The 20,739-nt window shown below is 60.0% G+C and carries 17 protein-coding genes; 13 read left to right on the forward strand and 4 right to left on the reverse strand.

The genetic code is table 11. From position 1 onward, the window contains the following. Positions 1-117: 117 nt before the first annotated feature. Positions 118-1,143, reverse strand: coding sequence for a calcium-binding protein (locus KJP30_RS15450; RefSeq protein WP_218450243.1), 1,026 nt, complete (start codon positions 1,141-1,143; stop codon positions 118-120). A gap of 281 nt (positions 1,144-1,424) precedes the next feature. On the opposite strand from KJP30_RS15450, the gene KJP30_RS15455 reads away from it, so the two are divergent. The 5 genes from KJP30_RS15455 to KJP30_RS15475 all read left to right on the forward strand — a co-directional run bounded on the left by KJP30_RS15455 (position 1,425) and on the right by KJP30_RS15475 (position 5,856). After that, entirely contained in the window at positions 1,425-2,183 is a 759-nt protein-coding gene (locus KJP30_RS15455; RefSeq protein WP_224874707.1) for a metallophosphoesterase, read from the forward strand. 419 nt (positions 2,184-2,602) lie between these two features. Further along, the gene (locus KJP30_RS15460; RefSeq protein ID WP_218450244.1) at positions 2,603-3,265 is read left to right on the forward strand and encodes a sugar transferase; all 663 of its coding nucleotides are present in this window, start codon (positions 2,603-2,605) and stop codon (positions 3,263-3,265) included. Between the two features lie 52 nt (positions 3,266-3,317). Next, positions 3,318-3,485: a hypothetical protein gene (locus KJP30_RS15465; protein WP_218450245.1), complete on the forward strand. Its 168-nt coding sequence runs from the start codon at positions 3,318-3,320 to the stop codon at positions 3,483-3,485. A gap of 110 nt (positions 3,486-3,595) precedes the next feature. Continuing rightward, entirely contained in the window at positions 3,596-4,942 is a 1,347-nt protein-coding gene (locus KJP30_RS15470) for a polysaccharide biosynthesis/export family protein (RefSeq protein WP_343222785.1), read from the forward strand. A gap of 170 nt (positions 4,943-5,112) precedes the next feature. Beyond that, positions 5,113-5,856 (forward strand): glycosyltransferase family 2 protein, encoded by a 744-nt coding sequence (locus tag KJP30_RS15475; RefSeq protein WP_343222786.1) that lies wholly within the window; start codon positions 5,113-5,115, stop codon positions 5,854-5,856. 32 nt (positions 5,857-5,888) lie between these two features. On the opposite strand, the gene KJP30_RS15480 is transcribed toward KJP30_RS15475, so the two are convergent. Together KJP30_RS15480 and KJP30_RS15485 are read right to left on the reverse strand one after the other, a co-directional pair. Then, positions 5,889-7,007, reverse strand: a complete 1,119-nt coding sequence (locus KJP30_RS15480; protein ID WP_218450247.1) for a nucleotidyltransferase family protein — start codon at positions 7,005-7,007, stop codon at positions 5,889-5,891. Further along, the gene (locus tag KJP30_RS15485; protein ID WP_218450248.1) at positions 7,001-8,161 is read right to left on the reverse strand and encodes a phosphoenolpyruvate carboxykinase (ATP); all 1,161 of its coding nucleotides are present in this window, start codon (positions 8,159-8,161) and stop codon (positions 7,001-7,003) included. Before KJP30_RS15485 ends, KJP30_RS15480 begins: the two co-directional genes overlap by 7 nt. Positions 8,162-9,433: 1,272 nt before the next feature. On the opposite strand from KJP30_RS15485, the gene KJP30_RS15490 reads away from it, so the two are divergent. From KJP30_RS15490 to KJP30_RS15525, 8 genes are all read left to right on the forward strand, one after another. Then, positions 9,434-11,614 (forward strand): GumC family protein, encoded by a 2,181-nt coding sequence (locus KJP30_RS15490; RefSeq protein ID WP_218450249.1) that lies wholly within the window; start codon positions 9,434-9,436, stop codon positions 11,612-11,614. Positions 11,615-11,717: 103 nt separating this feature from the next. After that, positions 11,718-12,815 carry a glycosyltransferase gene (locus tag KJP30_RS15495; protein ID WP_218450250.1) on the forward strand — a complete coding sequence of 366 codons (1,098 nt, stop codon included), beginning with the start codon at positions 11,718-11,720 and terminating at the stop codon, positions 12,813-12,815. Further along, positions 12,812-13,999, forward strand: coding sequence for a glycosyltransferase family 4 protein (locus KJP30_RS15500; RefSeq protein ID WP_218450251.1), 1,188 nt, complete (start codon positions 12,812-12,814; stop codon positions 13,997-13,999). Before KJP30_RS15495 ends, KJP30_RS15500 begins: the two co-directional genes overlap by 4 nt. After that, on the forward strand, positions 13,990-14,766 hold the full coding sequence (locus KJP30_RS15505; protein WP_218450252.1) for a sulfotransferase: 777 nt from the start codon (positions 13,990-13,992) through the stop codon (positions 14,764-14,766). The genes KJP30_RS15500 and KJP30_RS15505 overlap by 10 nt, the downstream gene beginning before the upstream one ends. Positions 14,767-14,768: 2 nt before the next feature. After that, a complete protein-coding gene (locus tag KJP30_RS15510; RefSeq protein WP_218450253.1) occupies positions 14,769-15,563 on the forward strand; it encodes a hypothetical protein in 795 nt (264 codons plus the stop codon). 34 nt (positions 15,564-15,597) lie between these two features. Then, a complete protein-coding gene (locus KJP30_RS15515) occupies positions 15,598-16,845 on the forward strand; it encodes a lipopolysaccharide biosynthesis protein (protein WP_218450254.1) in 1,248 nt (415 codons plus the stop codon). Positions 16,846-16,847: 2 nt separating this feature from the next. Further along, positions 16,848-17,537 carry a sulfotransferase family protein gene (locus KJP30_RS15520; RefSeq protein ID WP_218450255.1) on the forward strand — a complete coding sequence of 230 codons (690 nt, stop codon included), beginning with the start codon at positions 16,848-16,850 and terminating at the stop codon, positions 17,535-17,537. Between the two features lie 119 nt (positions 17,538-17,656). Next, a complete protein-coding gene (locus KJP30_RS15525) occupies positions 17,657-18,718 on the forward strand; it encodes an O-antigen ligase family protein (RefSeq protein WP_218450256.1) in 1,062 nt (353 codons plus the stop codon). A gap of 100 nt (positions 18,719-18,818) precedes the next feature. Here KJP30_RS15525 and KJP30_RS15530 read toward each other — a convergent pair whose 3' ends face one another. Further along, positions 18,819-20,714 (reverse strand): hypothetical protein, encoded by a 1,896-nt coding sequence (locus KJP30_RS15530; RefSeq protein ID WP_218450257.1) that lies wholly within the window; start codon positions 20,712-20,714, stop codon positions 18,819-18,821. Between the last annotated feature and the right edge of the window lie 25 nt (positions 20,715-20,739).

A 20,739-nucleotide genomic window follows, 5' to 3' on the forward strand; every position in this document is an offset into this window, starting at 1 on the left:
TGGGCTGATTTGTGGCGGAAAATTGGGCTTAACTTGCCATTTTAATTAGTTTTTTACCGCCTGAATCAATGAGGCCCCATGCGGTGACATGGGGCCATCGGCGTGCCGGGGCATCAATCAGATCGCGTGGCGCAGGGTGACTGCATCAAGGCCGAGGTCGGCAAGCGAACTTTCGGCGATCAACACAACGTTTTCCAGGTCTGGCGCGTCCTCTGTGGGAAGGGTGGCCAGCACCTCGTCGCCCAGCAGAATCTCTGTCATCGAGGGGTTATCGGCGCTGGGTCGCATTTCCATTTCCGGTTCCCCGCCATGGGCTGCATCGTCATAGACGACCATCAACTGGTCCTCGTCATCGTCAAAATCCAGCAGGGTCGCCCCCTGGCCCGTCATCCAGTCGCCAAGAACAAGCACGTCGGCACCTGTCCCAAGAGAGACCACATCGTCATTCCCGGCGACAATGGTGTCATCGCCGGTGCCACCGTTGAGATAGTCGCGGGCGTCCGCATCTTCGCCATCGCTGTCGAGATGGACGCCGGACAAAAGATCCGCGCCGTCAGCACCAAAAAGTGTGTCCGCGCCCATGTCGCCCATAAGCGTGTCCGCGCCCGAACGCCCGTGCAGCGCATCGTCATGGGTGCCGCCGCGCAAAATGTCGGCCCCGTCGCCACCGTTCAACGTGTCATGACCACTGCCGCCGGACAGGGAATCCGTTCCGCCGCCGCCGTAAAGGTCATCGGGACCGTCATTGCCCTCCAGCGTGTCGTTCCCGTCGCCACCGTCCAGCGTATCTCCACCATCGTGCCCCCGTATCACATCATCGCTTTCGGTGCCAAAGATGAGATCGTCGACCCCGGAGCCGTCCAGTTGCGACTCCGGCGGCCCTTCGGGTGCCGGCGCTTCGGCGTTGGTCGGGGCCGGTTCGGTGGTGGGCGTCGGTTCGACGGTGTCACCGGGGTCCGCGGCCGCCTCTTCCGAAACGCCAAGATTGGCAAGGATGTCCGCGATGGGATCCTGCCCCTCTTCGCCGTCTTCTTCGATCTTGTCGGGTTCTGCGTCGTCGTCCTGATCGTCGCCGGTGTCGAAGCTGATGAAGGCAAGAGAACCAAGCGCCATCATGCCCAGTAGTCCGGTCAGAAAGATCATGGCTCTGCCTCTTGTTGTTTGTTGTCTTGCGCGCGCAGTGTCACCCCTGCGGCCGATTCAAGGCAAATGACTTCGTATCAGGCGGTTAACGGATCCCTGACGAAACGCGGCTACCTTCTGTTCGTGGCCCAATTGGCACGCGCATCCATGGTTCGAAGTGTCACCGATTCACCCTATGCGGGTAAAGTGAAAACCTGCCATGGCCGGTATCGCGAAAATGGCGCTTGGGGCCGCCTGCTTCCCGCTTTGCGCTGGGCGTCGAACAACTTACATCTTGGGACATGATTCTTCGTAACCGTAAAACGACCCCGGACGATCCGTCCCCTCCGATGGGGCCGCCGCGCCCCGATGTTCCGTTTTTTGCCGTGGGGGACATTCACGGATGTGACCGGCTTTTTGACCGTCTGCTGACCCGGCTGGACGAAATGCGCCACCCCGAGGCGTTGTTGGTGCTGGTCGGCGACTACGTCGACCGGGGCGAGGAAACCGCCCGCGTTCTGCGGCGCCTCACTGTCCTGAGCGAGGCGGCGGGGGACCTGATGCATTGCATCATGGGGAACCACGAAAAGATGCTGCTAGATGTTCTGGACGACCCGGTGGCGCACGGCGCCCGCTGGCTGCGTTATGGCGGCTTGCAAACCTTGGCCAGTTATCGCGTCCCGCCGGTTTTGGGCGAACGTCCCGCGGGTGAGTGGATCGAGATGCGTGATCGCCTGGCCGAGGCCATGGGCGGAGATGTCATCGACTGGTTGGCGAACCTGCCGTTGACATGGCAGACGGGGAACGTGGTTGTGACCCACGCCGGCGCGGATCCATCTCTGCCGATCAATCATCAAGAGGGTGGCAATTTCCTTTGGGGGCACCCCGATTTCAAACGCAAGGCGCGGTCCGACGGACTGTGGGTTGTGCACGGGCACACGATCACGGAGGTGCCACAGGCGGCGGAGGGGCGAATTCCCACCGATACCGGTGCCTATGCAACCGGAGTGCTCTCGGCGGCTTTGATCGAAGAGAATAAAGTGACCTATGTCCACGCGTGATTGCGGATCCGCGCAAATTGAGAGCGCGCGGGCAGAGTATTGCCGCCCATTCGTTAACAATGATGGTGAAAACTCGGGCATCTACGGACGCGGCTGACCCATCGGAAGTTGCGATTCTGCACCTGCACAGTGCTTTGAAATTTCTGCGGTTTCAACTTTTTGGAGATCATGTGCCGGGCTGTGCACCTGGCTCAAAGGCGTGGTGCATGAGCAATGTTCGGCTGCTTCAAACCTCTGAATCCTAAAAAAATTATCGATTTTGCGCGAAAACTGCGCAAAATTGTGCCGTCCAAGACTCACGGGTCCGCCTTTAAGGTTTTGTTAATTGACTTGAGGCGAACCGCTATCCTAAAGGATGGTCAAGTTTCGTTACTGTGCAAGTGCAGCGTTTAACCCGAATTTTTCCTCCAGGGGGCGACATGTTTGACGTAAAAGTTCTGGACGACACGGTGATTTCCACCGCCCCGTCGTTTCAACAGACCACACCGGTCCGCACGCTTGGTTTTCGCGTGACAAAGCGTTTTTTCGATATCGTGATGAGCGTTCTTTTGCTTCCGGCCCTCGCTGTTGCGGCGCTGGCCATCCTGATTTTGAACCCGTTCTACAACAAAGGGTCTCTGTTCTTCGTCCAGCCTCGGATGGGACGTGACTGCAAACCCTTCAAGGCCATCAAGTTCCGCACAATGCGCGCTGTCCCCAAAGTCAGCCGTGGCGCGAACTGCCCGCTGGAAACCGACCGTATCACCAAGCTTGGCGGCTTCATGCGGAAATCGCGGATCGATGAGCTTCCGCAGGTCCTCAATGTCCTCATGGGGCAGATGAGCCTGATCGGCCCGCGTCCGGATTACTTTGACCATGCGGTGGAATACCTGGAAAAGATCCCGGGTTACCGTGAACGCCACGCCGTGCGTCCGGGCATCAGCGGTCTTGCCCAGACGGAGCTGGGGTATGTCGAAGGTATGGATGCGACCCGCCGCAAGGTTCAGGCGGATCTCTACTATATCTCGAACATGAACATGGCGCTTGAGATGTGGATTTTCTGGCGGACACTGAGCGTTGTTGCCCGTCGCGGCGGCGCCTGACTTTCCCCGATCCGGAAAATTTGACAAAAATAGGACACACCCGCGGCAACCTGTGGGTGTGTTCCTCTTTTCCACAGGTCTTTGTGGTTTTTCTGGTCTTGTTGCAGAATTGCCGCTTTTCCCGGCGATGAGCCTGCTGGTCAATGGCTCTTATCGCTTTGGGGGGCGCTGCGGGGTACATCATTTAGTAATTTTTTCGGTCAAGGTCGATGCAGCCTGATGCGCCGCTGGGCATGTGAATTTCCAGTCGGAACCGGGCTCTCGGAAGATTAGGGGGTCACCTTGCGGAGTGGTTTGATAAATTCGGGGACTGTCGGACGGTGGGCGCGAGTGGCTGTTCTGGCAATCGGCGGAGCAGCGGTGCTTGCAGGGTGCGGGGTATCCTACAACAGCCCCAAAGTCCGGGAGCGCAAAGGCGAACAGCCGGTGGCCGTCGTCGAAATGACGCCCAAGGCGGTGGCCTATGCCAACGCTTCGGCGTACACGCCGCGGGCGCTGCCTGATGTGTTCTACGCATTCGCCGGGTCATATGGGGCTACGGCCGGGGCCGGGGCCATGCCGGCGGCACCCTACCTTCCGGATACCGGCCGTCAGCGTCTTGAATACCGGCCGCTGCCGGACATTGCCCCGCAACCCTATCGTATCGGCGTTGGCGATGTTCTCTTGCTGGCAACCCGTGGCGCGGGAACGACGGTCGAACAACTTTCCGGCCTCCTGGCCGCACAGAACCGACGCCAAGGGTATACCGTCCGGGATGACGGGACGATTGCGATCCCGGAAATCGGCGCGGTGCAACTGGCGGGCCTGACGCTTCAACAGGCTGAGGATCAGCTATTCCAGGCGCTGGTGTCCAATCAGATTGATCCGTCCTTCAGCCTCGAAGTGGCCGAGTTCAACTCTCAGAAAGTGGCTGTTGGCGGTGCCGTAAAGGCGGCGAAGCTGGTTCCGGTGACGCCGAACAACCTGACGCTTGGTCAGGCGTTGATCACCGCAGGCGGCCTTGCCGTTCGGGATGAGGAGTTCGCCTCGATCCGAATTTATCGCGACGGCACCCTGTACCAGATTCCGGTTGAAACCTACCGGGCCCAGCCGTCCATCAAGGACACGCTGCTGGTTGCGGGCGATGCGGTCTATGTCGACACGACCTATGACCTTGATCGCGCCTTCGAGTTCTACAAGACCAAGATCGACGTCATCACACTCCGGTCGTCGGCGCGCAGCACCGCGTTGCAGGCGTTGAGCACCGAGATCGCCATTCGCCGCGGTGCGCTTGTTGAGCAGCGTGACCTGTTCGAAACCCGCACCAAGCTGGACGCCGAACAGCGTGACTATGTCTATCTCAGCGGTGAAGTGAACAAGCAGAACCGTTTTGCACTGCCTTACGGACATCAAGCGACCCTTGCCGACGTGCTGTATGGCGAAGGCGGTTTTGATACGACAACCGGTGATCCGACCGAGATCTATGTCCTGCGCGGCAGCAACGATCCCAGCAAGGTCGGTGAGATCGTGGCTTACCACCTGAACGCGGGCAACGCGGCGAATATGATCCTTGCCACCCAGTTCCAGATGCGGCCCAACGATGTGGTCTTTATCGAAGAGCAGCCCATCACCAAATGGGGCCGGGCGCTGCAACAGGCCTTCCCGTCGCTGCTGAACGCTGCCGGTCGACAGCTCTGACGCCAAGCCCCCCCCCGACGCTGCCAAGCCATGAACAAGCGGTGCCGCGTCGGGCCGAAACGTTTAGATCGGAACCAGCCTGTCTGGTTCCGTTTCCCTTTTGGCGCTATGCCAGATCGTCATTTGATTCATGGGCCGCGGCCTCAACGCCCAGTCGAAAGAGCATAATCGTGACCAAGATTTCTGTTGTCACCGCCGTCTACAACCGCGTCGGCACGCTTGGCGATGCGTTGGACAGTGTCGCCGCTCAGACACATCCGGACATCGAACATGTGATTCAGGATGGCGGGTCGACGGACGGCACGCTGGACCTGATCCGCGAAAAGATGCGCGCCGGAGTGTCGTTGATCAGTGAGCCGGACGGCGGCATTTACGATGCCATCAACAAGGGGATCGCGCGTTGCACCGGGGATGTGATCGGCTTGATGCATTCCGATGATTTCTTTGCGTCGGACCGGATTCTTGAAAGCGTGGCCAAGGCGATGGAGGATCCCGCGGTCGAAGGTGTCTACGGTGATCTCGACTATGTCGCCGAGGCGGATACCAGTCGCGTCATCCGCAAGTGGCGGTCAGGCGAGTACACGATGCGCGCGGTTCGCCACGGGTGGATGCCGCCGCATCCCACGCTTTACCTGCGGCGTGAGGTCTATGAACGCTGGGGGCTGTACGATACCAGCTTTCGGATCGCGGCGGATTATGACGCCATGCTGCGCTACATGGTCAAAGGCGGCGTGCGTCTGGCCTATGTCCCGGAGGTTTTCGTCAAGATGCGTGTCGGCGGGGAAAGCAACAAGTCAATCGCCAAGATCCTGCGCAAAAGCCGCGAAGATTACCGCGCGCTCCGCACAAATGGCGTTGGCGGGGTGGGTGCCCTTGCCATGAAAAACCTCTCCAAGGTTCGGCAGTTCTTCTGACTCTGCGCATGCGGTGTTGCCCCCGAAGGGCGTCACCGTGTCTGGTGCCGGATCTTGTCCTTGCTGTGCCGCCAGACCCGCATCAATTCGCGGGGGGAACGGATCAGGCGCCAGTATCGCTGGCGGGACGGTTTGTGAAACAGAGCGCGCCAGACAAGGGCGGCATAGAACTTGCGCGTTTCCGTTTTCCAGCGCAGGTCTGGCTGGCCGTACAAGAGCAAGGCGCGGTCGATCCAGTCGGAATCCTCGCCTTTGGGCGGGTGTCCGTACAGAACCAGATCCGTCAGGGCGTCCAGCGTATCGAACTCGCGGTTCAGGCCGAGCGACACAAAGGTTTCCCGGATGCTATGCTTTTCATCTGAGGTCAGTCTGCCCAGCAACATGGCGTGATCTATGATGGAACGCGGCTGGATGTCGAAATTCCGATACGCGCGGTGATTGACCTGCGCGTGAATGACATGGTGAAGGATGCGGTCACGCAGGGTTGGCACGAGGATGCCGTTCAAGCCGGTCACCTGAGCATTGTCCAGCACCTGCGCCGGTTCCAGAATGTCATTGGTCTCCAGATCCACCAGCCGTGAATGCAGCTCCATTTCGATGACCGAGTCGGGCAGGGCGATGGCCGGGTAATGCTTTTTGTCCGTTTCTTCTTCGGGGTCGATGGGCCATTCGCTGGGACAGATCGCGCCGGCCTTCATCAGCGTTTCAAGCGCGCGTCCGGCGGGTTCATCGACCAGAATGTCGAGGTCACCGATAAAGCGGTCCGCCGGATCGTCCCAACTGGGCGCGACCAGTTCCGCGCCGCCTTTCAGAATGCACCCGCGCAAACCTTCCGCGGCAAGGAGGTCTCCGGCCCGGGCAAGATCGGCCTGCGCCAGTTGATTGTATTGTCCGTTGCCGCGCCGCATTTCCTCGAAAAAGATTAGCAGGTCTTCGGGAATGCAGGCCTGCAAATCGGGGAAATCCCGAAAGGCTTTCCAGACCAGCGTCTGCACATAGGCCGATTGTGCGGCATCGGCCAGTTTGACCGCATCGCTGTTTTTCAGGTCTTGCTCTAGCCCCGGCGCGGGGGAGTGCCCCAAGGCCGGAGCCAAAAGCCCCAGAAGCGCACGATGCTCGGCCGAGGGGCAGGCTGCGAGATGCTTTAGCATGGGACCGGACCCGCAACCTGTTCCAGCAGTTGCTTGCTGGACTCGAGGGAGAATTGCGTTGATCGAAAGATCAGCCGGTAAATCGGCACGTTTTCCAGCAGTTTCAGGAGCGACGAAATCGACCCCGTGGGGAAATGCGTTCCCGCCACGAGAATGTCATTCAGGCAGTCCCTTGGGTCAAGCTGGTAGAACTGGTTTTCGGCATCGGGAACGTAGCTGGGCAAGACCAGTGCGCGAAAAGGGAAGGCCGTGATCCGATCTTCGGGCGCAGAGAAATCTGCGTAATGCACCCCGTCGCGGGGGCTGTCCTGCGTAACCAGCAGGTTTTGGTAGATCGCGTCGAGCGCCGGAAGCTTGCCGCCGCCCTGTTTCATCGCCAGCGGGACAGGGAAGGAATAGACACAATCCCCCGACAAGCCGATCGGCAGGATGTCATCCGTCACGAAACGGTATCCCTCGCTGACGAGGTTGCCGACAAGAGTCGACTTGCCGCTGCCGCTGGTGCCGGTAAAGGCAACGGCCCCTTGGGGGCCAGCCACCGCGCCGGCGTGAAGGCTCACTCCCGAAAGACCCGAGGTCAGGGTTTCCGCAATCGTCCGCGTGCAGAATGAGCGTGCCTCGACAAGGCCGCAAGGCTCCCACAGCGGCTGGCCGTCAAGGCGGACGCAATAAAGATCCCCCGAGGTTGCAACGGTCAGGGTCGTCGGGGGCGAGGTCGGGGCGTCTTCGGTCAGGAAACGGCCAAAGACAAAACGCAGTTGTGCCGACAGGACCGCATCCTCGCACAGCAACAGAAGGGACCGATGGCCATTCGTCAGGATGCCGACCCGGGTCTGCGCACTGTCCTGAATGTCGCTGCCGGGGCAGTCGTAGACATGGGGCCCGTCAAACAGACCAATGTCCTGCCAGGATCGCTCGATTTTGGCGAATTCGTCGAGGAAGTCGGATGGGGACACATCGAAATCAATAGCGGCCAAGGCCGCGAGATCGTCCAGTGCCGCGCCTTCCGCCAGCCGCGAAACCACGGCGGCCAATGCCGGGTCAATGCTGATCGCTGCGCCGCTGAGCGTTGACCTGACGACAGAGGCCTGCCCGAAGGGGCAGACCTCGATGTATTTCCACTTGTTGTGGGCGGCGGCGTTACCTGACCACACCTATAGTGCCTGTTATTTGTTTTTCCCGCACGGCGGGCTGCCGCAAGCCGAGTTGCTGGGGGCTGCCGATGCGCGGCGAGCGTCCAGCGAAGTCACGATCAACGCACCAGCGCCAAGGCCGAGGCCTTTGCCAAACTTGCGCAGAGCGGCCCGGCGCTTGGGGTCCGCGATCTGTTCTTCTGTCTTGATGTCTTCTTTCAAAGGTCTTCCTCCAAATACTCGTTATTGGTCTGTTTCAGAGTACTTTCCGCGTTAATGAATTACAACAAATCTTAACGACTGCCGGCGGTTTCCGGCCATGATTTGCGGGGCGAAATGTCCCGATGCGCATTTCCTTTGCGGCCCCTGCAATTCCCGGTTGAATCGACTGTGATCCCCTCCGTGGAACGCATGTTTTCAGGGCGCTTTTTTGCCCGGGCAAGCCCTTTTCAGATACCTGTCTGGCGCGGCTTACGCTGATTCGCGGAACGTCAAGCTTGGTGCCTTGGGGCAAGACGCGGCGCCCGGTGCACAGTTTCTGGACGGTGAAAGGGGCTACCTGCGCTTCCTGTCCAAGTTTTTAGCGTTCCAAAGGTTGTTTCCCTTGGCAAAGCGCTTGTCAGGGACCGTCGCAAAAAAGTTCCTTGGCATTCGCGGTTCGGGCAAAGTACATGACGCGCGGGGACAATCCGGTGGTTTGCGCCGGTCCCCGAAACGGGGTGGATCGATGTTTGGACCGACAACCTGCATGAAGATGGCAAGGGCGTCTTTGCCTGTCCCGACCTCTGCGTGGTGGCCTGGTCCGTCGGCGTCCCGCGCCCCGGCCTGTATTTCCAATGAGAGGACCGGGCGATGACGGCGGTGGCCTCTCTCATTGCCGCGTGCCCTCGCCGGAGGCGGCTTGCCCCGGTCACTGCGCGTGCTTTTGCCGAGGCCGCGCGCGAATATCACGAATGCAATTGAACGGGGGGACGGCTGAGATATAGCCACGATGCGGGCGCGGGTCAGGGAGAGTTGCTGGGAAATGCAGCACGGAACGACGACCATGTTTTTGATGGCCCGTAGTGTTGAAAGGCTTTCCCAATACGGGGCAATGCCTTCTATTTGTTTGAAGAACCGGTTTCGAATAAACCATCCTGGTTCCGTAAGTGTTGAAACCGGCCAAGCCGGACGCGGCAATCGGGGCCGGGCAATGCCGCAAAGCCGGCTGAACGCGACCCGCGCCGGGCAGGGATGCCCAACGCGCGATCCCGCACCAGCCCGGATCCGGACCATTCTGGAGTGAAGTAATAGATGACGAGCCAAGTCGCAGCGACAAGATCACAGGGGCATGAAGCGCCCGCGCAACTGATGCAATCCGACAGCATCAATGTCGGCGCGATCCTCGACACGGTGTGGCGGGCCAAGCTCTGGGTGATCGGCTGCATGTTCGGCGCCGCGATCATTGCCGGCTACTACGCTTATTTCGTGGCGGACCGCGAATACCGGGCCAATGCCGTGATCGAGTTCACGCCGCAGGAAAGCTCGATCCTGAATCTCGACAGCATCGTTTCGGGTGTCTCTACCGATCCGGCCAGCGTGAATACCGAAATCCAGAAGATCCAGTCGCGCGAGATGATCGAAAAGCTGGTGAACCGTCTGGACCTGACCGAAGACCCGAATTTCAACAAGGCGCTAGATCCCAACCCTCCGTTTTCGCTGCGCAATTTCGTGAAAAAGATGCTGGGCCTCACGCCGCCCCCGGTCGAGCTGACCGAAGAAGAACGTGAGGAAAACCAGTTCAACGCCACTGTTGGTCAGGTTGGGCGGACGATCTCGGTTCAGGTTGTGCGCGACACCTACCTGCTGAGCATCACGGCGCAGACCTACAGCCGCAGGGCAGCCGCCGATCTCGCGAACACGCTGGCCGATCTTTATATCGAAACCCAGCTTGAGCAGAAATTCTCGCAAGCGGAACAGGCCATCAACTGGCTGTCGGATCGTGCGCGGGAACTGGAAGACGAATTGTTCGAACGCGAAAATGCGATCCGCGATCTGCAATCGGCCAGCGACCTTGTCAGCCGTGACGCCCTTGCGGGGCTCAATGTTCAGGTCAAGGAATTCCGCGAAAGGCTCCAGTCCAGCCAAGAGGATATTCAGCGCCTCACCCAGCGGCGGGCCGAATTGCTGGCGCTGCGAAACAGCACTGACAAGGCGGCGATCCTGAGTGTCTATTCGGATCCGGCCCTGACCCGGCTGGGTCAATCCCTTTCGGATGACCTTTCCGGGTCCGAGGGGGCGCGGCAGGCTTTCCGCACCCGCATGGATACGGTGGTGCAGTCGCTTGACCCGATGATTGCCCGGGCGCGGGCCGAGATCACCTCGATTTCGCGGTCTCTGGAACAGTTGGAAGGCCGGGTGTCACGCCAGACCGCGGACCTGTTGAAACTGGAACAGATGGAGCGCGAGGTCGGCGTGACGCGCGACATGTACCAAACCTTCCTGTCGGGGATGCAAGAGGCCACCGTTCAGGTTGGTCTTGTGCGGGCGGATACGCAGCTGCATTCGCGGGCATTGCCCCCGCGCAATCCGGCGGCCCCCCGGCGCAGCATGATCGTGGCGGTTTCGGCAATCTTTGGCGGCTTGTTCGGCGCGGCGCTGGTGCTGTTGCGCAATATGAAAAAACAGCGTGTGGTCCTGTCCTCCGCCGATCTGGCAGAACTGAGCGCGCGGCCGGTGCTGGGAGAGATCCCCAAGGCTCCGCGCAGCGTGAACCGGACGGGCTTCCTTCAGTATCTTCAGGAAAAACCGACCTCGCAAATCGCCGAGTCCGTTCGCAACCTGCGGACTTCGGTTCTGATGGCGCAGGTGGACAATCCCTCTCAGGTGATCGTCGTTTCCTCCTCGCTGCCCGGTGAAGGCAAGACCACCATTTCGCTTGCCATTGCCCACAACCTTGCCGGTCTTGGCCGTCGTGTCCTGCTGATCGAAGGCGACATTCGCCGCCGGACATTTTCGCATTACTACGACGAAGGATCGCGCGTCGCGGGCATCGTCGACGTCATGGTCGGAGAGCAGAGCTTTGAGAATGCTGTGCACCACGATCCGAATTTGCAGATCGATGTGCTGTTCGGCCAGAAAAGCAGCGTGAACCCCTCTGACCTGTTTGCCTCGCAGCGGTTCCATGATCTGATCGAAGAGTTGCGCGGTGTCTATGATCATATCGTCATCGACTCGCCGCCGGTTCTGATCGTGCCCGACGCCCGGATTCTGGCAACCGTGGGCGACGCGCTGATCTATGTCACCAAGTGGGACATGACCGAAAAGCTGCAAGTCGCGGAAGGTCTGCGCCAGTTCCAGATGGTGGGGATCGACGTGACGGGATTTGTCCTGAACCAGATCGATTACCGCCGATCCCGTCGTTACGGCTATAGCGCGGGGTATTCCTATTCCCTGAACTACGGCGCCCGTGGACAGGGATATTATGACACCTGAGCCTGTGGCCGTCCGTGTCCGGGCGGCCAAATGCGCCGATTTCCACCCACAAGACTTGTTTCCGGAAAAGCGATTTTGACATGAGATCAGAGGCTGTCATCCAATGAATGTTGCACCGCAGACCTGCGCGGTTCTGCATGTCATAGCTCACATGCAGAAAGGCGGCGCCGAGCGTCAGCTTTGCCTGCTGGTCGACGCCTCGCGGCATCGGCACGTCATCACCGTGTTGCCTGGTAGCGACCGGGCCACCACGGCCAAGATCGTTCCGCTGCCGGGGCTGAATCCGATGGCCATTTATCGCAGCGTGCGAGAAACCATCCGCGCCAACGAGATCGACATCGTTCAGCTGTGGTTGCCGGACCGCCTGACGATCCCGGCGATGTTCGCGGCCCGCGCCGAAGGGTGCCGCATCATCAGCGGTGACCGGCGCAAGGTGCGCAACTATGGGCGCGCCGCCATCCGGGATCGACTGAATTACGTGAACCATGTCTTTGCGGATGTGGTTATTCCGAACTATCCGCATTTTCCGCCTCGGACTTCGTTGCGCCGGTTGCTGGGTATACCGCGCAAGACACAAACCATTCCCAACGGGCTTGACCTTGCACCGGCCAATCGCCCGATTGTCAGCCTGCCCAACCGATTGCTGTTTGTCGGTCGTCTGGTCGAACAAAAGCGCGTGGATCGCCTGATCGACGTCATGCCTCAACTGCAAGCAGCGGGAATCGCCGGGCTGGATATTGTTGGCGAAGGGCCGGAGGGCGCGGATCTGAAACGCCGCGCCGATGAATTGGCGGACCCGGATCGCGTGGTGTTTCACGGACATATGTCCAACTGGGGAGAGGTTTTTGACCCCGAAACCCATGTGCTTGTCCTGCCAAGCGCGTCCGAAGGCATGTCCAACACCCTGTTCGAGGCAATTGCCTGGGGCTTCTTGCCGATGGTCACCGGCACCGCAGAGTTGGAAACCCTGCTGGACAGCTGGCCAGCCAAGCCGATCCTGATTGATCCGGACGCCCCACAGACCATCGTCGATGGGGCCCGCGACATTCAGGCCAGCACGGCGGCAGAGATCGAACAACGCGTGCGCCAGATGCAGACCGCCTTGAGCCGGTTTTCGGTGTCGGCCATGGCCGAGGAATATGACAGGGTTTACGACCGTCTTTGCACAGTCGAGACCGCAGCGGGACGGCAAAGCGCATGAAACAGGACGCGAAAATCGCTGCCAAACCGCTGCCGGTTGTCTTTTTCGTCACCTTGCCGTCCGAGGCAAAAGGCGCGACCGGCGCCGTGATCGGGACGCAAACGGTGATCGACGCGGTTGCCGAACAGGCCGAAACGGTCGTTGTCGAGATGCTGCACCGCAAGATCCGCGTCTCCGGCGCGCGCGGCAAATTCAGCGGCATCACGCAGTTGCTGGGGGATTACCTTCAGTCCCGCAAGGATTTGCGCAAGGCGCTGGACGGTTTGGCGGGCCAGCCGTTCCAGTTCTACCTTTGCGCCAACAGCTCGCTGGCCGGAACGCTGCGCGACGTTGCCACGCTGACAATGGTGCGGCGGCGCTATCGCGGAACGCGAATCGTCCTGCACACAAGGAACGGCGATTTCTTCTTTCCCAGGGGACGGTTGCTGACCGCCTTGCGGCGTTGGGAACTGGCCGCCGCAGAGCGGGTGATCTGCCTGTCTCGACGGTTGCTGCCCGATCCGCCGAGCCTGTCTCGCGTTCTGCCTGAGGCGCGTCGGGACCGTATCCGGATCGTGCCCAACACGATCGACGCCGCCGTAGTGGCTACAGAGGACGAACTGGAGGCCAAAGCGCGGCGAACGGGGCCTATCACGGTTCTGTACTTGTCGAACTTCATCCCTTCGAAAGGATACCTGAAGCTGGGCGAAACGGTGCGCCGCATCGCCCGGGCCGGACGGTTGCAGGATTTCAGGTTCGTATTCCACGGAACATGGCCCAGCGAGGACATGCGGCAGGAATTCCGTGACAGTTTCGACCCCGAGATCCTGTCTTCGGGCCATGTCGAGATTGGCGGTGCCCTTTGGGAACGAAGCCAGGTTCGTCATGCCTTGCTGGATGCGGATGTCTTTTGCCTGCCGACCTCCTACCCCGCCGAGGCACAGCCCCGTTCCATCCTCGAAGCGATGGCCTGCGGCTGTTCGATCCTTGCCAACGATCACGCCTCTATCGCGGATATGGTCAAACCCGGGGAAAACGGCTTTCTGACGGAAGGGATCACCAGCGGTGACATGGCGGAATTCCTGCTGGCGCAAGACCGTGAAAGCCTTGGACAACAGGGGCTTGCCTCTCATGCCCTGTTCAATGCGCGGTTCTCCCGCGCCGCCCACGAAGACGCAATCAGGGAGGCGATCCTGTGGCCTTGATCAGCATCATCGGTCTGCCCCGGTCCGGCACCACCTTGCTGGGACGTGTGCTGTCTTCGGCCAGCGACGTCGAGTATTTCGAAGAACCGAACCCGATGTGGCGCTATCGCAACTGGCAGCGTTTGGGACATGAGCAATTCCTGCGCGAACATGCAACGCCGCAGGTGCGCCAGCATATTCGCAACTATCTTGTTCCCGCCCGGCCACGCGCCCGGCACATCGTGGAAAAAACGCCGTCCAACTGTTTGCGGGTGGGCTTTGTCGAGGCGGTTGTTCCAGAGGCCCGGCTCATCTTTATCACGCGCAACCCGGAAGATGTCCGGCGTTCGATGCTTAGGAAATGGCGCAGCGGCAGCGACAGCAACGCTGCGCGTCTGGGCGATGAGGGGCCGTTCAGGGAATTGCGCGGGAAACTGGCCAAGTTCCGCTTTGTCCACCGCCGGGAAATGCCGCGCTACATCGGCGCCGAGATAGGTGCCAGATGGAAGGCGGCACGCCATGGCCATTCCGATTTCTGGGGGCCGCAATTCGAAGGCTGGCAAGCCTACAAGGGAAAAGACCCGCAAGAGGTTGTCGATGCCTCGTGTGCGCGAATGGAGCAAACCTTGGCCGAAGGTATCGCGGCCTGCACAAATCGCCATGTGGTGTTGTCCTACGAAGACCTTGTTGCGCAGCCAAGGCAGGTGCTGGCCGAAGCGATGGAGCGGCTCGATTGTACCGATCTGGACCTGTCGCAGGGCCTGCGTTTCTTCGAAAAGGGTAAGTGATCATGAACGGGCAGGCTGTCCCAAGCCACAACGTGTCTGGCGATCATGACCAGACGACGGTGTATTATATCGTCGGTCGACCGCGATCCGGCAGCACCTTCGTGGGCAACTGGATCGCGCAACAACTGGATATTCTCAACGCAGGCGAGGTCTGGCAGACCTTTCGCGCCATGGATCGCGTTGAAGCAACGGGTGAACTTGGTCGCTGGGGCGAGCCGGAAAACAAACGCGCCAAAGCGGCGGAGATTTCCGGCAACGCGTTTTGGTCCGACGTGCTGGCCCGGCCTGAACAAGACCCTTATGCCGCCTTGCTGGCGGTTGCCGGGCCGCGTTGGGGCGCATTGGTAGATTGTTCCAAGACCGACAGGGGCATCGAACGATACCGTGCCCTTGGGTGTCGGGTGGTGGTCGTGCACACCGTGCGCGCCTTTACCAGTTGGCAGGCCTCGCTGACGGGCTATCGCCGGAAATACGATCTCTCGGTGCCGTCCCGCGGACGGCTGTTGCTGAACTACCTTCGGCTGAACCGGCAGTATCGTGAATGGCGTAACAGCCTGCCGTATCGCGTTGTCCCACAAGAGCGGCTGCCCCGCATTGCCGAGTTTCTGGATCTGGATGCTCTGGGGGCGGAGACAGGGCCGGGGTACAGCAATGCTGAAATGTTCGGTACGCCGGGTTTTTCCGGTCAGTTCGATCCTGCGCGGGCGACGCAACGCATCACCGCTTTTGACCGTCTGGTTTACGCGATGATCCATGTGCGGCCGGGGCCGGCCGCTGCATCCGGAGTGCGCTCATGACTGTCCTTTGCCCGGTTTTGACGGAGGGCGCGGCATGGCGCCGATAAAAGCGCTGACATCTATTGTCGGGCTGCAGGGGGTGGGCGCGGTTCTGTCTTTTGCTGTTGTGCTGGCCTTGACCGCGATCCTCGGCCCCGAGAATTACGGTCGTTACGTCTGGGTCGTTTCCATCGGCAGCGTACTTGCGCTGATGTTCGAGATGGGGCTGCCCACGACCATCATCAAACGGTTCGCGCCGTTGGATCTGTCGACGGTTATCGGGCCGTCGCAGATTTCCAACTCGTTGTCGCTATATGCATTCGGAACGGTTGTGACCGTTGTGCTTGCCCTCGTGCTCAGTCCGGTGCTTGCCGGAACCGACCGGCCCGAGATCGTCTGGGCGCTGCCGCTGGCCGGGGCGCTTGCCTGCCTTGTCCTGTCGGGGGCCGTGCTGCGGGCAGGGGATCAGGCCGTCCGGTCCAACGTGAACCAGTTTCTTGTCCGGCCCATCCTGTTGCTCGCGGGGATTGCTGCTCTGGCTGGCCTTGGGTCGACGGATCCGCGCGCCTACCTGCTGCTATACGCCATTTCGGCACTGGCCGCTGCGTTGGTCTTTGTGATGCCGTTGGTGCGCAACTCAATGCGCCATTGGCGTGGAGGAGGCTTGATCGCTCCGGTCGGCGCGCATTTTCAGGTATCCATCGCCCGTAGTATTTCCAGCCAGCTGCCGATTTTCATCACCGGCTTTTTCGTCGCCCCCGAACTTTTGGCCTATCTGGCGATTGCCATTCGGCTGACCGCCCCGATCCGGTTTGGCCTTGCGGCGGCGCGGTCCTATTTCGGAACGCGGATCAACGCCAAAATCCGCAGCGAAGAGTTCGAAGCCGCGCGGAAACGGTATCGGAATGCGTCGCTGTTCTCGATCGCAGTCGCGGTGCCGGCCATGGTGTTGATCGTTGGCCTTGTGCTTGTCTTGTTGAGAATGGAAACCGGACCGCTTTCCGGCTTTGATGACACTGGCCTGCTGTTGCGCGTCCTGCTGTTCGCGGCCCTGTCCCATCTGGCGGCGGCGGTCTTTGGCCCGGTGCAGATCGTGGCCATCCTGATGCATCAGGAAACATTCGTGCGGAACCTCAATGTCGCGGGCCTGGCCCTGTTTGCACTGGGGCTTTTCGGCGCTGCATGGGCCGGTAGCGTTGAGTTGTCTGCGATCATGATGGTGCTCTACTCTTTCGGAATCTCGGCCATTCTGGCGGTTCGGACCCGGTCGGCATTCCGTAAATCGATAGAAATGGGATCTTAGTCATGTTGATGTCCACAGAGCGGAAATTCATTTTCATCGAAGTGCCCAAGACGGGCACATCCACCGTGGCCAAACGGTTGCTGGAAATCGATCCGACGCTGGAGCGGGACATGCTCTACCTGCCGGACGGAACAAAAGAACGGGTGGCTTCGACGCATATTTCGGCCGCCGAGGTGCGTCGCCGTCTTGGGCCGATGGCCGACGAATATTGTTTTGTCGGCTTTCTGCGTGATCCCGTGGATCAGCTGGTGTCCAAATATTATTACTACAAGGTGGGGCGCGTCCGGGAATGGCTGCGTAGCGGCAAGATCACCGCCAAGCTGGCGACCCGCCATGCATCGACGCGGGTGCTGCCGCTGAATATCTGGATTTTGCTTTACCCCTACAAGGGCGCGGCTCATTTCGTTCTGGACGACCAGGGGCAGGTCTGCATCGATATCATCGGGAATTTTCACCGCCTCGAAGAGCACTTCCGCGAGATTTTCCGGCGGTTTGGCTACCCGGACGAGGCGCTGAAGCTCGAAAAGGTCAACGTGTCAAAGTATTCGCACCAGAACGGAAAGATGTTCGAATGGGCGTCTGATCTATCTTTGAAGATGCATGCGCGCCGTGACGTGGAGCTTTATGCGAAACTGCCGCAGGACGGCAGCCTATTTGTCCGGCCGGGGGCAAACATGGTTTCCCCTCCATGACCAACATCAGGATCTTTCTGGTCGCCGCCTACCTGACGGCAAGCTTCCGGCTCCTGCCGCTCCCGCTCAGCGACTCGTTGAATGCGGTTGTGCTTGCCGTGTTGGTTTTCCTTGCCGGGATGGACCGCAAGCTGATGCTGCCGGTGGCGTTTTTCAGGCTGATCTCTCCTCTGCTGATCTGTTTCGCGGTGGCCATCATGATTGATGTCGCGGCGGGCCGGACCGGCGTTCACTTCCTGAGATCCTGGATCAAGATCTTGGCCGGGCTCATGGTGGCCAACACGGTTTTTCACTTCGGTTTGAAAGACCTCAGACGCCTGATGCTGGTCTTTGCCGGTTTGTTGGCCTTTCAGTGGGCATATATTGTGTTCCTGCCGGGACAGTTCATTGCCGCGGCGCGCCGGATCGGTATCGTTGATACTTTCGTGACGTATGGCGGTTCGTTGAACCGTATGTACTACGCCTATTTCAATGCCAACGCGGCGGCCTATTCGATCTACTACGCCATGTTGGCCTGGATCGCGCTCAACACCCGGATATCACGCTCAAAGTTCGAATACCTCGGTGTGATTTTGCTTTTTGCGGTCATGCAGTTGGTGACCGGCGGTCGCGGCGTTCTGCTTCTTGGGGTTGCGTTGCTTGTGGCGTGGCTCTTGTCGTTCCGGTCGACGGGCAGCATGGTTTTCGTTGCGCTTGCGTCGGTGGGTGGGTTCATTTTTCTGCCAATCTACAACGCCGTGGTGGCGGTCATCTTCTTGCGCGAGGAATCCAACGACGCGCGCTTGCAGGCACAAGCCGCCTATCTGGAATTGATCCAAGGCTCTCCGCTGATCGGGATCGGTTTGCAGGGCGCGCGTGATCGTGTTTCTTCACTGGGCGTCAAGCCCTCGCACAATTTCTTTATCGAGATGGTTGCCACCTTCGGGATTTTTCTCGGCGGCTTCTTCCTGTTGTTTCTGATCTTCAAAATGGTTGTCCGCCCCACTTCAGTCCAGCTGAAATTGCTTGGCTTCTTTGGACTGGCGTCGGGGTTCTTGAACAACGTTCTGCACACCAGTTGGACATTCCTGCCGCTGCTTTTGCCGGTCATCATGAAGATGACATTGGAGGAAATGCGCGAACGGCGAATGGCGCCCGGGGTCCCGACCGAACCTGTAAAGCCGAGAGCCAGGCGGATATAGGGTATGGCTTGAGGAAGTGCCCGCGGAGGCGCGGCAAGTCAGGCCGAAATCGCATTTCGGCCTGACGGGTTTTCAAATGGGCTGACCCTCTCGGCCGAGCTCAGGTCTTGCGCAGGACCCAGCGGAACGTGACATCCGCGCCCGGGTCGGTATCGACCTTTGCCACCACGTAGGACGAGGTCACGTTGCCCCACCAAGAGGTGGCATTGCCCCAGTCGCCCTCCGGAAACATCGACAGTGCATCATTGCCGGGGTCCGATGGCAGGGTGTGTGCCGCAAGGCCCTGCGTGGAGCCATTCGCAATGGTCACGGTCCCCGTCGCCAGCACGCCATGTGACGGCACCCAGGCATCGCCATCGAAATAAGCCCGCGCTCCATCGAAGTTCTGGCATTGCTCGACTTCCATGCCTTTGAACGGAGCGCCACCATTCAGGTCGTTCATTTCGGCCAGCGTATAGGCGCCACGAAAGATGATCTTGTTGTCTTGCTGGGTGCGGTTGTTGACGAAAGTCACGATCTCGCCTTGCCGCCTCGGGATGTACAGCGTGTTGTCAAAGCTGCTCGACCCGATGGTGATGGTGCCAACCAGATGCGAAAACTCCAGAACGCAGCTGACGCAATTGGTGACGTTGACCCCACCGCTGATGCGCGACCCCGCAAGCAGGCGGAACCCGTTCAACTGCGCTTCGTCTCCCAGTTCAAGCCCAACACCGCTTGCCGGCGCGGTCTGCAAGGCAATGCACGCCGCGCCGTCGACGCCGCCGCCGATACGGACACCAGAGGCGTAGCTGGCGATGCAGTTCAGTTGAAGATTCTCCAAGGTGCCGGCCTGAATATCCGCAGCCCATGTACAGTTGGTGTCGCTGCCGCCTGCGATCCGCAAGGTGCCTGCCACAAAGGGCTTTACCGAAGATGAAGGATCCTGTTCGATCAGCAGGCCCACGCCGGGCGAGGTCGTTGCACAACCGCGCACGATGCCGGACACTTCCCACCATCCCTGACGAAATATGGCCGCGGTCCCGGTGCTTTGTTCGCAGCCAAAAGTGACCTTGCCGGACATCTTGTTGGCACCCTCGGCAACAAAGAACGTCTCGCACATATGCGCGCAGACAGTCAGTACCAATTCGTCCGGGGTGACCGAGTCTTGCGACACAACCTGGATGCCGGTTCGGCAACTGTCGGCGTTCACAAAGAAATTGGCATATTCCACCTGATGCCGAATGCGGATGCCGGTGTCACATTCCGAAGCAGCCAACCGGGCGGCATTGCTGTGTTTTTTCAAATAGCTGACGTCGATCCCGATCCCGGGCAGGTTGTTGTCACGGTTGCCGTCCACGTGAATGTCGACGTTCGAACGCCGCTTGTTCATGCTGTTCGGGGCGGCCACGGAGCACACGACCGGCAGGTTCGCATTGTCGACCTGTCGCAGGATCATGCCGTCACACAGCGAGTCTCCCAGATCGGAAAAAGTCAGTGTGCGGTCCACCTCGATTTCCGCCTCACCGCGCGTTGCGCGCAGTTTCAGCCCGCCGGAGGTGCGAAAGTGATAGTCTTCGCTGCCGGGGTCCGTGACGCAGAAGGCAACGTTCCGGTCAAGAACCTCGACCATCTGTCCGGGCGCGACACGCAGTTTGCCATGGCCGATCTCTACCGAAAGCGTGCTGTCGGCCAGCAGATCCGCGAAGGTATTAAACACATTCGTGGCCTGAGTGCTGTCATGTGACGAGACGACCAAAGAGTCGATATCGTCCAGAACATGTCCGTCGCTGGTTTCGACGCGGACACGGTATTCGCCGTCGATCATGTGGCAGAACCCGAACAGGCCGTTTTCATCCGCGACCATCGGGTTGCTGACTGTACGGGTCAGGTTTGGATCTTCGAACAGGGGGGCAAGAACCTCGCCTCCCGCCAGATAGACATAGCGCCGGGCGGCGGGCACCGGTTGCCCTTGTGCGTCCAATGCTCTGTTGATGCGGTCCAGATTGAGTAGTCCCATGAAAGGCTCCTTCACATATGGGCGG

Origin of the sequence: Antarctobacter sediminis, from assembly GCF_019218285.1 — a bacterium.
In the GTDB taxonomy this organism is placed as follows: domain Bacteria; phylum Pseudomonadota; class Alphaproteobacteria; order Rhodobacterales; family Rhodobacteraceae; genus Antarctobacter; species Antarctobacter sediminis.